This is a genomic window from Metaclostridioides mangenotii (assembly GCF_017873185.1).
Classification (GTDB): Bacteria; Bacillota; Clostridia; order Peptostreptococcales; family Peptostreptococcaceae; genus Metaclostridioides; species Metaclostridioides mangenotii.
Window position 1 is genome coordinate 111,249 of the sequence record NZ_JAGGJX010000005.1, and the last position, 18,507, is coordinate 129,755.

The following is an 18,507-nucleotide window of genomic DNA, read 5'->3' on the forward strand; positions in this document are numbered from 1 at the left end:
AAATTCAATCGCATCGAAATTCATTCTCAACTATTACGGATCATTTAATTAAAATACCATTATATAATTCGTGTTTATAGCATCTTTAATATAGAATCTAAGGAGGCAATTTACATGAGTGCATGGCAAGGATTTACCCAAGGAAGATGGAACAAAGAAGTAGACGTTAGAGAATTTATTCAGTTAAACTACACACCTTACGAGAGTGATGATTCATTTTTATCTGGAGCAACAAATGACACCAAAGAGCTATGGAATGAAGTTACAGCCTTATTTAAAAAAGAAAGAGAAAACAATGGTACATTAGATGTAGACACTGAGACTATATCAGCAATAGACGCTTATGAGCCAGGATATATACACCATGAATTTGAAAGAATTGTTGGTTTACAAACAGATGCTCCACTTAAAAGAGCTGTAATGCCATACGGTGGTATAAGAATGGTAGAAGGTTCTTGTGAAGCTTTTGGATACACTCTAGACTCAAAAGTAAAAGAAATATTTACAAAATATAGAAAAACTCACAACCAAGGGGTATTTGACGCTTATACACCTGAAATGAAGATGGCTAGAAAATCTGGTATAATAACTGGTCTTCCGGACGCTTACGGAAGAGGTAGGATAATCGGTGATTATAGAAGAGTTGCTCTATACGGAGTTGATAGACTAATAGAAGATAAAGAAGATCAAAAAAGATCTTTAGAAGTATCTTGCATAGATGAAGAAATAATCAGACTTAGAGAAGAAATAAGCGAGCAAATAGTTGCTTTAAATAGATTAAAAACTATGGCCAATTCATACGGATTTGACATATCAAAACCAGCTACAAATTCAAAAGAAGCTGTACAATGGTTATACTTTGGATATTTAGCAGCAGTAAAAGATCAAAACGGAGCTGCAATGTCCCTTGGTAGAACATCTACTTTCCTAGATATATACTTTGAAAGAGATTTGAAAAATGGAGCAATAACAGAAGATGGAGTTCAAGAATTAATGGACCACTTCGTTATGAAATTAAGAATGGTTAAGTTCCTTAGAACACCAGATTACAATAACCTATTCTCTGGTGATCCAACATGGGTTACAGAGTGCTTAGGAGGTATGGGTATTGATGGTAGAACTTTAGTAACTAAAAACTCATTCAGAGTTTTAAATACACTTTACACATTAGGACCATCACCGGAGCCAAACTTAACAGTGCTTTGGTCAACTAGCTTACCAAAAGGATTTAAAGACTTCTGCTCTAAAGTTTCAATAGATACAAGTTCAGTTCAGTACGAAAATGACGACCTAATGAGACCATACTGGGGCGATGACTACGGTATAGCTTGTTGTGTATCTGCAATGAAGATAGGTAAGCAAATGCAGTTCTTCGGAGCTAGAGTTAACCTTGCAAAAACTCTTCTTTACGCTATAAACGGTGGTAAGGATGAATTATCTGGAATGCAAGTAGGACCAAGATTTGAGCCAATAACTTCTGAGTACTTAGACTTCGATGAAGTTATGAATAAATTTGAGCCATTCGCTGATTGGTTAGCTACGTTATATGTAAACACATTAAATGTAATCCACTATATGCACGATAAATACTCTTACGAATCATTAGAAATGGCTCTTCACGATAGAGACGTATTTAGAACTATGGCTTGTGGAATGGCTGGATTATCAGTTTGCGCTGACTCATTATCAGCTATAAAACATGCAAAAGTTAAAACTATAAGAAATGAAAATGGACTAGCTGTAGATTTTGAGATCGAAGGAGATTATCCTAAATACGGAAACAATGACGACAGAGTTGACGATATAGCTGTAGAATTAGTTGAAAGCTTTATGAACAAAATCAAGAAAAACAAAACATACAGAAATGCCTACCCTACACAATCAATACTTACAATAACATCAAATGTTGTGTACGGTAAAAAGACTGGTAATACTCCAGATGGAAGAAAAGCTGGTGCGCCATTTGCTCCAGGGGCTAACCCAATGCACGGTAGAGATACTAGCGGTGCATTAGCATCACTATCATCAGTAGCTAAATTACCATACGAGTACTCTCAAGACGGTATATCTAATACATTCTCAATAATACCTGGTGCCTTAGGTAAAAATATGGACGAAAGAATTTCAAATCTTTCTTCTATGTTAGATGGATACTTTGATCAAAAAGCTCATCATCTAAACGTAAACGTATTTGACAGAGCAACTTTAGAAGATGCTATGGAGCATCCAGAAGAATATCCGCAACTTACTATAAGAGTTTCTGGTTACGCTGTTAACTTTATCAAACTTACTAGAGAGCAACAACAAGATGTTATAAACAGAACATTCCACGGAAAAATGTGCTAATTATGACAAAAGGGAGAATTCACTCTATAGAAACATTTGGTACAGTTGACGGACCAGGAATCAGATATATAATATTTTTTCAAGGTTGCCCATTGAGATGTAAGTACTGCCACAATAGAGATACTTGGAACCCAAGTCTCGGCAAAGAATATACAGCTGACGAAATAATTACTGATGCACTTAAATACTCATCATACAGAAAATTCTCTGGGGGCGGAATCACTGCTTCTGGAGGAGAACCAACTTTACAACCAGCGTTTTTAAATGAGTTATTTATGAAAGCTAAGGAGAATTCTATCCATACTTGTCTTGATACTTCTGGATATGTAGATATAGATGTTATTGATCCTATTTTAGAAAATACAGATCTTGTCTTACTAGATCTAAAGCATATGATCGACGATGGATCAAAAGATCTTACTGGCGTTAGTATAAATAAAGCTATTGCTCTAGGAAAACATCTAGATAAACGCGGGATTCCTGTTTGGATAAAACAAGTACTTGTTCCAGGAATCACCGACACTATTGAAAACTTAGAAGCTCTTGGGAAATTTGTTTCGTCACTGTCTAATGTTGAGAGGGTTGAACTACTTCCCTACCACACTATGGGAATCCATAAGTGGGAAAACTTAGGTATAGACTATGAGCTGAAAGGTGTTCCTGATGCTACTAAGGAAGATGTTAAAAGAGCTAGCGAAGTAGTTTCTAAGTTTGGAGTTCAAGTTTACAACGCCTAAAAACTATTAGCGATATTGGAATATGATTGCTAATTCACTTTAATATCTTTGATTTAAATATTTAATTAGATATAATCAAAACACTAAAAGCAATTTAGATAATTGAGTTAGATTACTCATTACTAAATTGCTTTTTTATTTTTCTACCTATTATGATATTTATTATTACAAAAACTTATATTCAATCACAATTCTCTATTTTTAGACATATATTTATATAGAAAGGAGAATGAATTAATGATTTATTACAATAGAAAGTATTATAGGATGTTTAATGAAGATAAGTACTACAAAATTATTGAAAAAGATAAACCTAAGTACGCCCATAAAGAAACAAAAAATAAAAATGATCTTACCTATTTAGATAATAAATTTTATTCTGGTAAACATCAATTAAGTTATGTTCTTGTGGAAGATAACGAAAGTAGCCCTATCGAACAAATAGACTTATACAAATATTTCGATTACGATGATGACGACCAATATGAAACTAGTAATTATGTCAATGAAATTGAAGAATATAGAGATCATGAAGAAGATATTGATTCTAATAGTTGTGATGAAGAATACAGCTTTGATGAAACTATTACTGAGAATATAAATTCTGAAGAAGATGAAACTAACAGAGACTCAAATATAGATGAGCAAGTTCATACTCATGAATATGATGTAAGTGTTAAAGCTTATGGTATTGAAGGCGAATTACACAGACATCATCTGGCAGGAGCTACAAGCGAATCAATTTATTCATCTGATGGTAGCCATTGTCATGAGATTAAAAATAAAATAGATAATTTTAATGATCATTACCATTACATTAATGAAGTGACTGGACCTTCTATTCCAGTTGGAAACGGTAAACATATACACTTAGTTGAAGGTTTTACAAATGTTTATAAAGATCATAAACATGAATATCAATTCTCAACTTTGGTGGGGGATCTTATAAGTGAATAGATATTATATAAAGGCTACCTTATTTTTTGGGATAAGGTGGCCTTTGATTAGTTTTATAACATTATAGTTTTATCTTATATACAAAAAAGCACATACCTATCTCTAGATACATGCTCAAATCTAACAAAAAATTAAAATTCAATATCCTCAATCTCTATATTATCAATCGCTTCTTTGATCAACTTCTCAACATCAAGTTTGCTCTCTTCAGCTTCAATTCTATCAAGTTTGGGCTTAGTAGTAGGCTTTTTAGGAGCAAACAAACTACAGCAATCTTCCTCTGGAATTACAGAAGTTTCAAAAGTCCCAATTTCCTCAGCCGCCTTGACTATATCAGACTTGTCCATAGCAATAAGCGGTCTAAAAATTGGTATATCTACAACAGCATTAGTACATGTAAGACCGTGTATAGTCTGCGATGCAACTTGTCCTATACTTTCTCCAGTAATAAGAGCATCACAGTATCTCTTCTCTGCAAGCTCCTGTGCAATTCTCATCATAAATCTTCTAGATAAAATAGTTGTATCAGAATCATTACAATGAGTAGCTATTGCCTTTTGTATCTCTAGTATATTTACTTTGTGAAGTCTAACTCTTCCACAGTACTTTGCTAATATTTTTGTTAAATCTCTTACTTTTTCCAGAGATCTCTCATTTGTAAATGGATAACTGTGGAAATGAACTGCCTCAACATCCACACCTCTCTTTGCTACCATCCAAGTTGCAACTGGGCTGTCTATACCTCCAGATAAAAGCGACATAGCTTTGCCATTAGTTCCAAGAGGTAATCCTCCGTATCCAGCTATAGTATCACTGTAAACCATTGTGTGGTTTTCTCTGTACTCACAAGAAATTTTTACTTCTGGATTTCTAACGTCTACTTTGATTCTTCCATCGACTTTTGCAAGTAAGTATCCACCTATATCTATACTCATCTCTTGAGATGTAAGTTTAAAGCTCTTATCGCCTCTTCTAGAGTCTACTTTAAACGACTTATATCCATCTTCTATTTTCTCTTCTAACATAGCTAGAGCTATTTCTTTTAATTTATCGTAGTCTTTTTCAGCTCTTATTGCTGGGCAAACTCCAACTATTCCAAATACTTTTCTAACTTCTTCTATTATTTCTTCGTAATCGTAATCTTCTAAATCTACATAGATTCTTCCGTACTCTTTGTATACTCTAAATTTACCTATTGGCTTTAGCATATTTTTTATATTTTTTATAAGTTTATTTTCAAAGACGTATCTGTTCTTGCCTTTTACACCTATCTCACCGTATTTAACTATTAAAATATTGTACATTATTAACTCCCATCTATTATACTAACATTTTCAATGTTTTTTTATCATTTATGTTTTTTCTTTATAGACTTTCTTTATCTATTATCTTTACCAACTATCTTTTCATTATATTTCTTAAATCATCAACTGACTCTTTGATTATTTTAGCGGCCTCAAGTATCTCTTCTTCAGTATTCATATCGGATAAACTAAATCTTATTGTACCCTCTACTTCTTTTGGAGTAAGCCCTATTGCATTTAAAACATGGCTGCCTTTCTTTTTTGCGGAACAAGCAGATCCTGTTGATACATAAACACCTTTTTGCTCTAAATAGTGAAGCAATACCTCACCTTTAGCTCCTATAAAAGCTATATTTAGCACGTGGCAAACTCCATCTTCTGGTGAGTTTACTTTTACATCGTCTATAATTTTAAGCAGTTCTGTTTTTAAGAGTTCTTTTAGAGAGTACATCTTTTCTATATTCCCGCTCAGGTCATCAAATAAAACTTTTACTGCCTCTCCGATCCCGTATATGCCTGGAACATTTTCTGTTCCTGATCTGACACCGGACTCTTGTCCACCTCCAAATAGTATTGGCTTAATTCTGCTATTTGATTTTACATACATAAATCCAATGCCCTTTGGCCCATGAAACTTATGTCCACTCACACTCATAAAATCTATATTGTACTTTGAAGGTTTAAAATCGATCTTTCCAAAAGACTGGATGGCATCTACATGGAAGTAAACTTTTTCATCGAGCGACTTTAGATACTTCCCAATCTCTTTTACTGGTTGTATACTTCCTAACTCATTATTTACATGCATTATAGTTACTAGGCATGTTGTAGGTCTTATAGAGTCTTTAAATTCCTCAAAATCTATTACACCATTTTTATCTACTTCTAAATAAGTTACTTCAAATCCATCTTCCTCTAAATCTTTTAATGTATTTAAAACTGATGGATGCTCTATATTAGTAGAAATTATATGATTCTTTCTCTTTTTGTATAAATTAGCTACACCTCTAATTACGGTATTATTGCTTTCTGTTCCCCCAGATGTGAAGTAAATCTCTTTATCATATGCCCCAACCACTTTGGCTATATTTTGTCTAATTATTTTTATTTCTTTTTCTACTTCTACTCCTTTTCTATGAGCTGCTGATGGATTTGCATAATCTTCTGTCAAAGCTTGCACCATTTTGTCTACAACTTGCGGATAAGGTCTAGTTGTCGAACTGTTATCTAAATATATTTCCATATCTATTTCACCTACTTTAAATATTTTATCTTTATATTAAATTCACGAAATTTATTTACAATTCACAAGTATAATAAATGCGAACAACTCGAACATGATTTTCTCTATAAATTCGTTCGAATCGCAATAAATCATATCTTTTTATTATATCATTTTTAATTTGCTTTTACACTATCGATTATTAAAAGATATTTTGTTAACAAAAATTTGTATCCCTTTGCAATATTACCCTTTATAAGAGAAAAATAATTTTTTTAAGAATAAATAGCTAATATCATTGCATTTTTTGTCCTTTTTTATTATAATGTAAGAAGGTTATCCCCCTGGTAACCCTAGTTAGTTAATATATCTATTCCCAATCCCCTTTTTATAAAGATATATTTTATATTTATTATAATAAGATTAATTACGGGAATTAATCTAACGCAGAAAAAAGAGCTTACCCCAAGCTCTTTTTTCGTTTTTATAAACATATTTTCTGATCTTTGTTATGTATATTACAGAAATAAAAAATTAAAAACGAACATTTTCATAAAATTTATCTAATCTAAATAAACATCTTCAAACAAATAAATTCATTTTAATCAGTTAGTTTCCACTAATTTTTTTTCGTAACTTTAGCAATAACTAGTAGTTTTTATATCACCCCTATGACTTTATTTAAAGATATATTTATATTTTTCCATTTAACGTTATCTATATATTTGCAATAATTACAAATATTCTTGTAATTTTTTTAAAATTATTTTATGTTTAATTAAATTATATATATAAAAAAAAGCTATCCCAATACTCCTGAATAGCCTCTTTACTATATCTAAATTTATTCATTTTAATTTATATTAAGAAATCACTTTTCTTAAAAAATCTTTTGTTCTTTCATTCTTAGGATTGTTAAATACCTCCTCTGGACTTCCATCTTCTAGTATTTTTCCTTCATCGATAAATATCACTCTATCCGCTACTTCTTTTGCAAATCCCATTTCATGAGTTACTATTGCCATAGTCATTCCTTCTTCTGCAAGCTCTTTTATTACGTCTAGAACTTCTCCAACCATCTCTGGATCAAGTGCTGAAGTAGGCTCATCAAATAACATCAAATCAGGTTCCATAGCTAAAGCTCTAGCTATAGCTATTCTCTGCTTTTGCCCACCTGATAGCTGAGATGGATAGGCATCCTTTTTATCAAGTAAACCTACTCTAGTCAGCAGATACTCCGCTTTATCAGTAGCTTCTTTGTTAGTCATCTTTTTTAACTTTACAGGCGCTAGTTTTATATTGTCTATAATAGATTTATGTGGAAATAGATTAAAGCTTTGGAAAACCATCCCTATTTTTTGTCTTGTCTTATCTATATCTGCTTTTTTATCTACTATATTTTGACCTTCAAATACTATCTGTCCGCCTGTTGGAACTTCCAATAAATTCATACATCTTAAAAGTGTACTTTTACCAGATCCACTTGGACCAATTATAACAACTATTTCACCTTTAGCTATTTTTAGATCAATATTTTTTAATACTTTTATATTTCCAAAACTTTTATCTAAATTTTTTATACTAATCATATTATCACTTTCCCTTACATAACTTTATTCTTTGTAGCTAATTAGATCAGATACTAATTAGATACAGACATTTTCTTTTCCAAAAGTCCAACAAGTCTTGACAATGTAAATGTTAAGACAAAGTAGATAGCTGCTGCAACTAAGAATGGCTCTAATGCTATAAACGATGAATTTCTAACCATTCCTGCTACGAACATCAACTCTACAACTCCTATTATAGAAATTATTGATGACTCTTTGACAAGAGATATAAACTCATTGGCTAAAGCTGGCAATACATTTTTTACAGCTTGAGGAACTATTACATATCTCATAGTGCTCCAGTAACTAAGACCAAGAGATCTACTTGCTTCCGTCTGTCCTTTGTCAACTGCTTGAATCCCTGATCTAAGTATCTCTGCAACATATGCACCTGAATTCACAGAAAGAGTAAATGCAGCTGCTGCAAATTCACTCGGGAAATCTATTCCTATTTGAGGCAGACCAAAGTATACTATAGAAATTTGAACCATTATCGGTGTTCCCCTTATAATTTCAATGTATATTGAAGCTAAAATATTAAATAATTTATTATTTGATATTTTAGCCAGACATACTATCAAGCCTATGATCACACCAAAGAATAATGCTACAAATGATATTGATATTGTCGTAATTGTCCCGTCTATAAACATCGGGTAATACTTACCTAAAAAACTAAAATCCATAATTACATCTCCTACTTATTCATTAAATTAATTTCCACCTTTTGCTGCTAAATTAGTAGCATTTTCTAGCATTTTATCTATTTCACCGCTATCTTTTAAATCTTTTATTACTTTATTTATTAACTCTAAATACTCTTTATTGTTATCATCTTTTTTAATTGCTGCTGCCATTCCTTCTTCTACATTATCACCTAATCCTGAAGTAGCTAACTTAATACCATCGTACTGCTTAGTATTTATCATTCCAACAGTTTCATTTACAACAATTGCATCTATTTTTCCATTTTTAAGGTCTAGTACTAAATCAGGTACATTAGTTAAAGACTTCATACTTTCCATTTTCAAAGTATCTCTTACATACTCTTCTTGTATTGTTCCTTTTTGAACTCCAACGTTAAGTTTTTTTAAATCATCTTCTGTTTTTACTTTACCTTCATCACCTTCTCTAACTATAACTGCATTTTTAGTAACATAGTACAATTCAGAGAAATCAACACTTTTCTTTCTTTCATCCGTTGGCGACATACCTGATAGTATAATATCTATTTTGTTTGCATTTAATGCTCCTATAAGTCCATCAAAGCCCATCTTTTTAATTTCTACTTCTACACCAATTTCTTTTGATATTTTATTTGCTAGCTCTACATCAAATCCAGCAACCTCGTCTTTTCCATTTTCAACTTTTGGAAACTCAAATGGTGGATAATCTGGATTTAATCCAACTATTAACTTTCCATTCTCCTTTATTTGATCTAATTTAGTAGCATTACTTTTTGATGAACATCCAACGACACCTACTGCCAATGCCAATACTAACCCCAAACTCAATAATTTCTTTAATCCCTTCATATTTACTTCCCCTCTCATTTTTTATTTTTATTTCTAAATTATCTTTTATTTCAAATACAAAAAAGTCCCTTAGCCAAACGACTAAGAGACGAATTTACCGCGTTACCACTCTTATTGATAAGTAATAGTTAATTCAAGAAAATGTTCAGCCACTCGACTTGGATACTCAATTTTTGTATTAAAAAAGTCCCTTAGTCAAACGACTAAGAGACGAAATATATCCGCGTTACCACTCTTCTTGATAAGTAATTACTTATCCTCTCAAACCCTTAAGGCGGGCTACCTATTATCATACTAATTTTCTGATAATCTTCTCCAAAGTTCTATTCACATAACACTTCATTACTGGGCTCACACCAACATCCCAACTCGCTGAAAATCCATATTAGTTACTTTCTTTTTCATAGAATTTATTTATTTAAATTATTACTACAATTATACTCATTTAATATACCTTTGTCAATAAGTTTTTAAAAATAATTTTAATTTATTTCTTATTCTTAGTTTCTTCAATAAACACAGACCCCTGAACCTTTTTATTGTGCTTAAATGTAGGATAACTTATACACACACTCTCTTTAGCTCTAGTAATACCAACATAAAGTAGTCTTCTCTCTTCTTCAATATGCTTTTCTAACTCAGTAGTATCCTTATCTTTCTCAGTCTTGTATGGAATAGTATTCTCATCGACTCCAACTATGTAAACATGCTTAAATTCAAGTCCTTTTGCACTGTGCATAGTTGTAAGCATAATACCACTTACATCATCTTTACCCTTTTTTGATATTTCAGATTTAACTTCTTCAATATGTTTTAAAAACTCTTCAGTTGCATTGTACTTTTTGGCAGAATCTCCAAAATCAATAAGTATATTCATAATATCTTTTACTTTTATTTTTTTATTAGTACAGTAGTCAAGAATATATCTGTCGTAATCTAAAGTTTCACGAATGTAAGAGATTGCGTACTCTGGGCTTAACCCCTTTATGTAATTCATATCTATATCCAGATCTTCCAGTGTTTCTATCTGTTTTTTATGGAGATCACATTTATTTAGAAGTGCAAATAATAAATCCTCTTCTTCCTTAACCATATTAATGCTATCCCTAGAAATATATCTAAATGGCTTATTTATTATTTTTATCCAATCATTATTGCTACCTTTTTCGATCCCTATTTTTAGATAAGAAATTAAATCTCTACAAGCCCAGTGATCGTAAATTGTAACAGGTATATCCTTTACTGAGAAGTTTATTCTCCTGTCTATAAGTATGTCAACAAAGGCTCTTGACTGAATATTATTTCTATAAATTATAGCATAATCGCTGTAATCAGCTTTTTTATTTTCCACTTTTCTAATAATTTCATCGATAATTATATTTGCCTCATCATCAGAATCTTTTGCAGTAATGTATTTTACACTTCCTCCTGAACCAATCTCTGATTTTATTACCTTCTTGTACCTATTTTTATTTTTCTCAATAAGTCTATTTGAAGTCTCTAAGATCTCACTGTAAGATCTATAATTCAAATCTAGAACTACCTTTTGACTTTTTCCAAAATACTCTTCAAATTCAACTAAAAAATCGGGTCTTGCCCCTCTAAATCCGTAAATACTCTGATCTTCATCTCCAACTACAAATACATTATTATCTGGAGTACCTATAAGTTTAAGTACTTCAAATTGCACCTTATTAATATCCTGAAACTCATCTACAAGAATGTATTTGTACTTACTTCTAACTACATTAAGTGCATTTTTATCCCTATTTAAAAGCTCATATGTTTTTATAAGCATATCATCAAAATCAATCTTATTTATCTCATGTTTTAAGTTCTCATACATATTATATAAGGTCGAAAAATCGCCTTTTTCAACAATATTTGAATTAAAACTTCTAGGGTCCATCAATTCATTTTTAACATATGAAATTTCATTGATCACCTCTCCAATAACATCATTGTCATCGGCATCTTCTACATTTAAACTTTTCATTATTCCTTTAATTGCAGTTACTTTAGTTTTATCATCTATCAAACTCTTTAGATCATACCCTTCAAAATATCTAAGTATCCTAAAAAATACAGAATGGAAAGTCCCAAAGTTGACTCTACCCATTCTGTGATCGTCGCTAAGCGATATAGTTCTATTTTTCATCTCTGTAGAAGATGCTTTTGTAAAACTTATTGCTAAAATATTCTTTGGAGATATATTTTCGTTTATTACTAAATTTACTAGTCTATGTGAAATAACTCTGGTCTTACCTGATCCTGGACCTGCTACAACTAAACAGGGACCATTAACATGTTTTGCTGCTAGTTTTTGCTCGCCATTTAGCTCGTTTAACAAAGAACTTCCCATCTATAGTATTCACCATCCTAATTTATAGCTACTCTATTATGTAATTATGCACATAAAAGATATCCATAATCATAAATTACAGATATACTATTATTTTTTATCTTTTGATATAAATTTTATATAAAATAAATATACTTCTTATTTTTTCATATAAATATATATTTATCTCCTAAAGTAATCACTTATAGAGCTTATATCTATCTTTCCGATAACTATTAAGTATCCGATAACTATTAGTACAACCATAGCAATTGAATAAACTACCTTGTAGTAATTTTTCTGCTTATATGAACCATAACCAACAAGTAATTGTTGAAATACCAAGGAAAGAAGCATTACAATAGCAATTATACTAAATGGTATGATGTTAGTAAATGAAAGTGCTGCACAGACAAGTAAAATAACTGCCACAACTATATGTGATCTAGCTATAATAACCGTTAGTGGATCAACTTGCTTTTCTTGAACTTCTTTTTTTGTATTTACTACATTGTTTCTATAATTCTGTTTATTTTTTCTAGTCTTTTTAGACTTTTTTTTGCTCATGTCATCACCTTTTCTTTAAATTCTACCTCTTAATTATACACACTTTACCAAGTATAATCCATAGCCTAATTATTTGACCAAACTAGTTGTAATTTTATTTTGTATTGTTATGATTATCTTATAATAATTATTATCCATATTTATTACTTTTTCTTGACTCTACCGTACAGGGTAATGTTTATACTATAATTGGAGGTGAATAAATGTACAAAATTGGTTTTATAAGTTTTGTTAAAATACTTTTATTTACAAAGGGTTACTATTTCATTTGAAAATTTTAGTTTTAATGATTTTTTATATTTTTTAATTTAAAGACTATTGAAACTTGTTTATTTCACATTTACTCCAAGTATTTGCTCCAAATATTGAAGAGACCACTTTTCTCGATCCGGGTTAAAAGAAGCACATGCTTCTGGATCAACATTTATATTTATCTTCTTTCCTGAATTTACTGCAACTGTATACAATCCTATTACAGTTTGAAATACACATATGTCAGTTACTAGGCCAACCACAGTTACATCATTATATTTTTTAATTATTCCATCTAAAAAATCTTGCTTCGGACAGTAAGCTTTTTTATTTACATGGTTTACGACATTGTCTTTTCCTTTTATATCTCCATATATCTGATAACCTTTAGTTCCATTTATACAGTGTTCATTGAATACATCTGCTTCTGGAGTTTTTTTATTTTTCCAATCATCAAAATCATGATCATCAAAAGTAAAATATATATCTTTCTCATCATAATCTCTAGCTAAGTTTTTTAGATGAACTTGAATATCTTGAGCTGCTTTTCCCACAGTTAACGCTCCATCATCTGCTACAAAGTCATATTGATAATCTACTATTATTAATGCTTTTTTCATCTTAATCACTCCTATAGTCTTTAATATTGAACTTATTACATTTGATACTATTTTATAGTTTATTATATCTTAATTCAAGTTAAATACTCTGTTTCAAAGTATTTAACTTTATTCAATTTAATTTATACACTTTAAAATAGCTCTAAGTACATTAGATATTAATAAATAAGAAAGGTGCTCATATAATGAACACCTTTTTTTAAAAGACTAGTATCTATGAATTTTTATTGTCCAAGTAAAAATACAGTTGCTATTTTACTAGTTGTTTGCGTTTCATCAACTATTTGCCATTTGTTTTTGCTATCTTTGTTTGGCTCAAGTTTAACTGGTACTGTTACCTCTGTATCGCTTGCTTCAATATTTTCTATAGCGTCTTTCATAACACTCATAACTAATTTAGTTACTTTTGCTTGATCTTGTGCTATTGTTGGATCTTTTTTTACTTCTTCCGTTACTTTTGCTTGAAGTGTTGTTGTAATTGAAGTCATATTTAACCCTTTTATCTTAACAATTACTTCTGGATTAGTTTTGTCATCTTTAACTACCTCTACTGTATATGTAGCTTTATCATTAATTTGCTTAAGAATTGCATTCCATAGATCTTCTATTTCTTTATCAGCAGCCGGTAAACCTGAAGATGTCGCAAATCCAGCTTTAAACGCCTTTTCTGCTTCCTCTTTTGATTGAGTTACATCTTGATTAAATACTGATTTATATTTCTTTATATCCTCATCTTTTTGATACATCATTGCATTTACTAATACTTCTGTCGCCTCTTTTGGATTTGGCTTTTTAGCCCCACAAGCTGCTACCCCTATCATAACTGTTAATATTAACATTAGGCATAATAATTTTTTGAATTTCATCTTAGTTCCATTCCCCCTTTTTTATGTGATATTTTATTTATATAGTTTAGATATTACAATTTTAGTTTTGAAATAATGTCTCTGTAGGCATTTATGTAAACTACCGTATCTAGTCCAACCCCTACACAATCAAACCCCTCATCCAAATATTTGTTTGCATCATCTACACTTCCTGTAAAAATAAAAGCTATTTTTCCAGCTTCTTTACAGGCACTTAGTATGCGTTTTATGGCTCCTTTTACTTCAGGATCATCAAATTTAGCTGGCTTATTCATTGCGATAGATAGATCAAAAGGACCAATTAAAATACCATCAACTCCATCTATATTTACTATTTCTTCAATATTTTCTAAACAACCTAATGTCTCACATTGAGGAATTAATAGAGTATTTTTATTGCAATACTCCATATAATCTTCTATTCCAGAAGCTGCATGGTCAGCAAATCCCCATCCTCCGTCTCTAGTTGGACAAAATCCTCTCGATCCTAATGGGGCATATTTTGAATATTGCACAATTTCTTTAACATCTTCAACTGTATTTACACATGGTACTACAAGTGCCTGTGCCCCTGCATCTAGTAATCTTAGTATAGGACTTCTCGAAACTCCATTTACTCTTACCATCGGTGTTAGACCTGCATTTTGTGCTGCTGATATATACTCTACTACACTCTCTACACCTACAGAAGTATGCTCTGTATCTATCACAACAAAATCAAAATCAGTGTAACCAAGTGCCTCTACTGCTGTTGCACTTTTTAGTAACGTAAATGTTCCAATAGTTTTCTCGCCTCTTTTAAACTTTTCAAGAATTTCATTTTTCATGATTATCTCTCCTCAAAATTAGATTTTAATGAATTGTTTATTATATTATAAATTAAATTTATATTAATCGACCATTCTATAACCGACACCCATCTCGGTTAAAATATATTTTGGCTCGCCGGGAGTACGTATTCTAGCAAGTAGTTCTGATGTTCCAAAAGGTATTACGCTTTAGGATGTTTGAAAGCTGTTTGGAATCTTAAAAGTGGCAATCTTATCTATTTTGATAGTAATAATATAAATATTTCTAAATAACATACTAATATAAAAAATAAAACCAAACTGCAGATGCAATTTGGTTTTATTTTTCCGTAGATACATAGTTAAATCTAGCATATATAAAACGGTCTGTACCCGTTATTGACTGTCATGTTGGCGGAGAAGGAGGGATTCGAACCCTCGCACCGGTTAACCCAGCCTAATCCCTTAGCAGGGGATCCTCTTGAGCCACTTGAGTACTTCTCCACTTGTTACATGACTAGATTATATCTCATAATTCTTTTTTGGTCAACTTAATATAATTAATCTTCTAAAGTTGCCTCGTAATCAGCTGCACTAAGTAACTCTTCTAACTCTCCTGCATCTGAAACTTTTACTTTAATTATCCAGCTTTCATACGGATCTTCATTAATGCTTCCCGGTTCGTCCTCTAATGCATCATTTAATTCTATAACTTCTCCGTTTATTGGAGCGATAAGGTCTGATGCTACTTTAGATGATTCAACAACACCAAAGTCTTCGCCTATACTTATTTCATCACCAACCTCTGGCATTTCAACAAATAATACCTCTCCTAGTTGATCTTGAGCAAAGTCTGTTATTCCTATATATACTGTCTCGCTATCGATTACTTTCACCCATTCATGGTCGCTTGAATATTTTAAATCCTGTAGTAATTTCATAAATTTACCCCCTAACATAAATTCAAAATCTTGATATAAGTTTATACTAATTTATATGTAAGCCTCATTATATCATATCATTATGATAATTTTAAGCTTAGTTAATTAATTAATTCTTTTATTTTCCGATAGAGTGTATAGCTTCCCCATTTGCATCATGAAGAGCTTCAATTAATCCTTCAGATAAACTCGGATGAGGATGAATTACATCCCCTACTTGCTGTACTGTTAATCCTAGATGTACAGCTAATGTAAGCTCTGTAAGCAACTCTGTAGCACTTGCTCCAATTATAGACGCTCCTAAAATTCTGTCGTCTTCTCCAACAATTACTTTTACAAATCCTTGGTATTTACCTATAGTTTGAGCTTTCCCAAGACCTCTGAACTCAAATTTTCCAACTCTATACGGAATTTCTTCCTTATTTAGATCTTTTTCTGTTTTTCCAACAGATGCTACCTCAGGTTCTGTATAAACACATCTAGGTATAGCAGTATAATTTAACTCTCTACTTCTTCCTAACGCGTTTTCAACAGCTATTTCTCCCTCTTTAGAGGCTACATGAGCTAAAAACGGTGTATCTATAATATCTCCTACAGCATATATACCTTCAACACTTGTTTGAAGGTATTTATCTACTAGCACTTTTCCACTTTTAGTTTCAATACCGATATCTTCGATGCCACTACCTTCAATATTAGATCTTCTGCCTACACTTAAAAGTACATACTGAGTCTCTATTTTTTTGCCATCACACAACTCGACTGACGCTTTGTTGTCTTTTACTTCACAGCTAACTATAGAAGTTCCAGTAATCATTTTTATCTTATCTTTTTTAAACTGTCTAACAAGTTGTTTTACTATATCTTTATCTTCATTGATAAGAAGTTGGTCTGCCATTTCTACTATTGTAACTTCAGTTCCCATAGACCTAAAAAATTGTCCTATCTCACAACCTATTACTCCACCACCAACAACTACCATTGATTCTGGTAATTCTTTAAGGTTTAACACATCATCACTTGTAATTACAGTCTTGCCATCATACGGAAATATGTTTGGTATTACTGGCTCTGATCCTTGTGCAAGTATAATTTTATCCGCCTTAATTTTTTCAATATCACCATCTGCTTTCGTGACTTCAACAGTATTTCTATCAATAATTCTTCCATATCCGTTGACTAAATCGACTTTTCTTTTATCTAGTAAAAATTCAACCCCTTTTACAAGTTGATCTACTACTTTATCTTTTCTAGAAATAACAGTATTATAGTCTATCGATATATCTCCATCAATATTTATTCCAAAGTCTTTGGCATCTAATACAGTGTTAAGAACGTTTGCAGATGCAAGTAATGATTTTGTTGGAATACACCCTAAGTTCAAGCAAGTTCCACCTACTTTGTAATTTTCGATAACTGTCACTTCCACATCAAACATAGAAGCTTTAAGAGCAGCTACGTATCCACCAGGACCTCCGCCTACAATCACTATTTTCATCTAATTACCCCCAAACATATTATTATAGTAAATCTGCATATTCTAATAATTCGGGAATTATATCCTCTGCCCCAATTGTCATAATATGTATACCGTCACATAGTTCCTCTGATTTTAATTTCTTTATCAATTCAGCAGTGATTTTTAATCCCTCTGTCTTCCAGTTTTCTTTGCATACTGATTCTAATCTTTCTATTTGATCTTCTGGAACGAATATTCCAGGAATCTTTTCATTCATCATTCTTGCCATACGAGGAGATTTTAAAGGAAGTACACCGCAAAGTATTTTGTAATCCATATCCTTTGTAATCTCTCTAAAGTTTCTCATTACTTCTATGTCAAATACAGCTTGAGTTTGAAAAAATTTCGCCCCTGTAATTATTTTCTTTCTCATCTTCATTATCTGTAAGTTTAAATTTGAATGTCCTGGAGAAATAACAGCTCCAAAATAAAACTCTGGAGTTCCTTTTAACTCATTACCAGACATGTCAAAACCTGATGTTAATGTTTTTCCTGCTTGTAGTATTCCTACCGAGTCTAAATCAAATACGGCTTTTGCTTGTGGATGATCACCTAATGATGTATGATCACCTGTAATCGCCAGTATATTCTCAATACCAAATACTCCTGCTGATAACATTTCCCCTTGTAATGCAATTCTATTTCTGTCTCTTCCTGTCATCTGCAGAATAGGATCTAATCCCATATCTTTTATTACTTTACAGGTTGCTAAGGATGTAGCTCTCATCATTGAAAGCTGAAAATCTGTGACATTAATAGCATCGACTTTTCCACGAAGCAGCTCTGCACTTTCTTTTACTTTTTTGAAATCTATCCCCTTAGGTGGAGCAATCTCTGCTGTAATTACAAATTTTCCATCCTCTAATAATTTTTCAAATTTACTCATAAATCTCACCATGCCC

Annotated in this window: 16 protein-coding genes, 1 tRNA gene and 1 other annotated feature; of the genes, 3 read left to right on the forward strand and 14 right to left on the reverse strand. The window is 31.6% G+C overall.

Annotated elements, in window-relative coordinates; translation table 11 throughout:
* The first annotated feature begins 114 nt into the window (after nt 1-114).
* The 3 genes from pflB to J2Z43_RS11270 all read left to right on the forward strand — a co-directional run bounded on the left by pflB (nt 115) and on the right by J2Z43_RS11270 (nt 4,040).
* A complete protein-coding gene (pflB, locus tag J2Z43_RS11260; protein ID WP_209457289.1) occupies nt 115-2,346 on the forward strand; it encodes a formate C-acetyltransferase in 2,232 nt (743 codons plus the stop codon).
* A gap of 2 nt (nt 2,347-2,348) precedes the next feature.
* The gene (gene pflA / locus J2Z43_RS11265; RefSeq protein ID WP_209457290.1) at nt 2,349-3,083 is read left to right on the forward strand and encodes a pyruvate formate-lyase-activating protein; all 735 of its coding nucleotides are present in this window, start codon (nt 2,349-2,351) and stop codon (nt 3,081-3,083) included.
* A gap of 237 nt (nt 3,084-3,320) precedes the next feature.
* Complete coding sequence (locus J2Z43_RS11270; protein ID WP_209457291.1) at nt 3,321-4,040, forward strand: YmaF family protein; 720 nt, start codon at nt 3,321-3,323, stop codon at nt 4,038-4,040.
* Between the two features lie 131 nt (nt 4,041-4,171).
* Here J2Z43_RS11270 and thiI read toward each other — a convergent pair whose 3' ends face one another.
* From thiI to J2Z43_RS11340, 14 genes are all read right to left on the reverse strand, one after another.
* Nucleotides 4,172-5,344: a tRNA uracil 4-sulfurtransferase ThiI gene (gene thiI / locus J2Z43_RS11275; protein WP_209457292.1), complete on the reverse strand. Its 1,173-nt coding sequence runs from the start codon at nt 5,342-5,344 to the stop codon at nt 4,172-4,174.
* Nucleotides 5,345-5,438: 94 nt separating this feature from the next.
* On the reverse strand, nt 5,439-6,587 hold the full coding sequence (locus J2Z43_RS11280) for a cysteine desulfurase family protein (protein WP_209457293.1): 1,149 nt from the start codon (nt 6,585-6,587) through the stop codon (nt 5,439-5,441).
* Between the two features lie 842 nt (nt 6,588-7,429).
* Nucleotides 7,430-8,155 carry an amino acid ABC transporter ATP-binding protein gene (locus J2Z43_RS11285; RefSeq protein WP_209457294.1) on the reverse strand — a complete coding sequence of 242 codons (726 nt, stop codon included), beginning with the start codon at nt 8,153-8,155 and terminating at the stop codon, nt 7,430-7,432.
* Nucleotides 8,156-8,208: 53 nt separating this feature from the next.
* Complete coding sequence (locus tag J2Z43_RS11290) at nt 8,209-8,862, reverse strand: amino acid ABC transporter permease (RefSeq protein WP_027702641.1); 654 nt, start codon at nt 8,860-8,862, stop codon at nt 8,209-8,211.
* A 27-nt stretch (nt 8,863-8,889) separates the two neighbouring features.
* Nucleotides 8,890-9,711, reverse strand: a complete 822-nt coding sequence (locus J2Z43_RS11295; protein WP_209457295.1) for a transporter substrate-binding domain-containing protein — start codon at nt 9,709-9,711, stop codon at nt 8,890-8,892.
* A gap of 203 nt (nt 9,712-9,914) precedes the next feature.
* Nucleotides 9,915-10,125, reverse strand: a binding site (T-box leader).
* A gap of 73 nt (nt 10,126-10,198) precedes the next feature.
* Nucleotides 10,199-12,073, reverse strand: a complete 1,875-nt coding sequence (locus J2Z43_RS11300) for an ATP-dependent helicase (RefSeq protein WP_209457296.1) — start codon at nt 12,071-12,073, stop codon at nt 10,199-10,201.
* A gap of 162 nt (nt 12,074-12,235) precedes the next feature.
* Complete coding sequence (locus J2Z43_RS11305; RefSeq protein WP_209457297.1) at nt 12,236-12,619, reverse strand: hypothetical protein; 384 nt, start codon at nt 12,617-12,619, stop codon at nt 12,236-12,238.
* 329 nt (nt 12,620-12,948) lie between these two features.
* Nucleotides 12,949-13,491 carry a cysteine hydrolase family protein gene (locus J2Z43_RS11310; protein WP_209457298.1) on the reverse strand — a complete coding sequence of 181 codons (543 nt, stop codon included), beginning with the start codon at nt 13,489-13,491 and terminating at the stop codon, nt 12,949-12,951.
* 224 nt (nt 13,492-13,715) lie between these two features.
* Nucleotides 13,716-14,357 (reverse strand): DUF5105 domain-containing protein, encoded by a 642-nt coding sequence (locus J2Z43_RS11315; RefSeq protein ID WP_209457299.1) that lies wholly within the window; start codon nt 14,355-14,357, stop codon nt 13,716-13,718.
* A 53-nt stretch (nt 14,358-14,410) separates the two neighbouring features.
* Nucleotides 14,411-15,184 (reverse strand): HpcH/HpaI aldolase family protein, encoded by a 774-nt coding sequence (locus J2Z43_RS11320; RefSeq protein WP_209457300.1) that lies wholly within the window; start codon nt 15,182-15,184, stop codon nt 14,411-14,413.
* Nucleotides 15,185-15,557: 373 nt separating this feature from the next.
* Nucleotides 15,558-15,649 (reverse strand) — tRNA-Ser (locus J2Z43_RS11325).
* 56 nt (nt 15,650-15,705) lie between these two features.
* Entirely contained in the window at nt 15,706-16,086 is a 381-nt protein-coding gene (gene gcvH / locus J2Z43_RS11330) for a glycine cleavage system protein GcvH (RefSeq protein WP_209457301.1), read from the reverse strand.
* Between the two features lie 118 nt (nt 16,087-16,204).
* The gene (lpdA, locus tag J2Z43_RS11335) at nt 16,205-17,584 is read right to left on the reverse strand and encodes a dihydrolipoyl dehydrogenase (RefSeq protein ID WP_209457302.1); all 1,380 of its coding nucleotides are present in this window, start codon (nt 17,582-17,584) and stop codon (nt 16,205-16,207) included.
* A gap of 22 nt (nt 17,585-17,606) precedes the next feature.
* Complete coding sequence (locus J2Z43_RS11340) at nt 17,607-18,491, reverse strand: methylenetetrahydrofolate reductase (RefSeq protein WP_209457303.1); 885 nt, start codon at nt 18,489-18,491, stop codon at nt 17,607-17,609.
* Nucleotides 18,492-18,507: the final 16 nt, after the last annotated feature.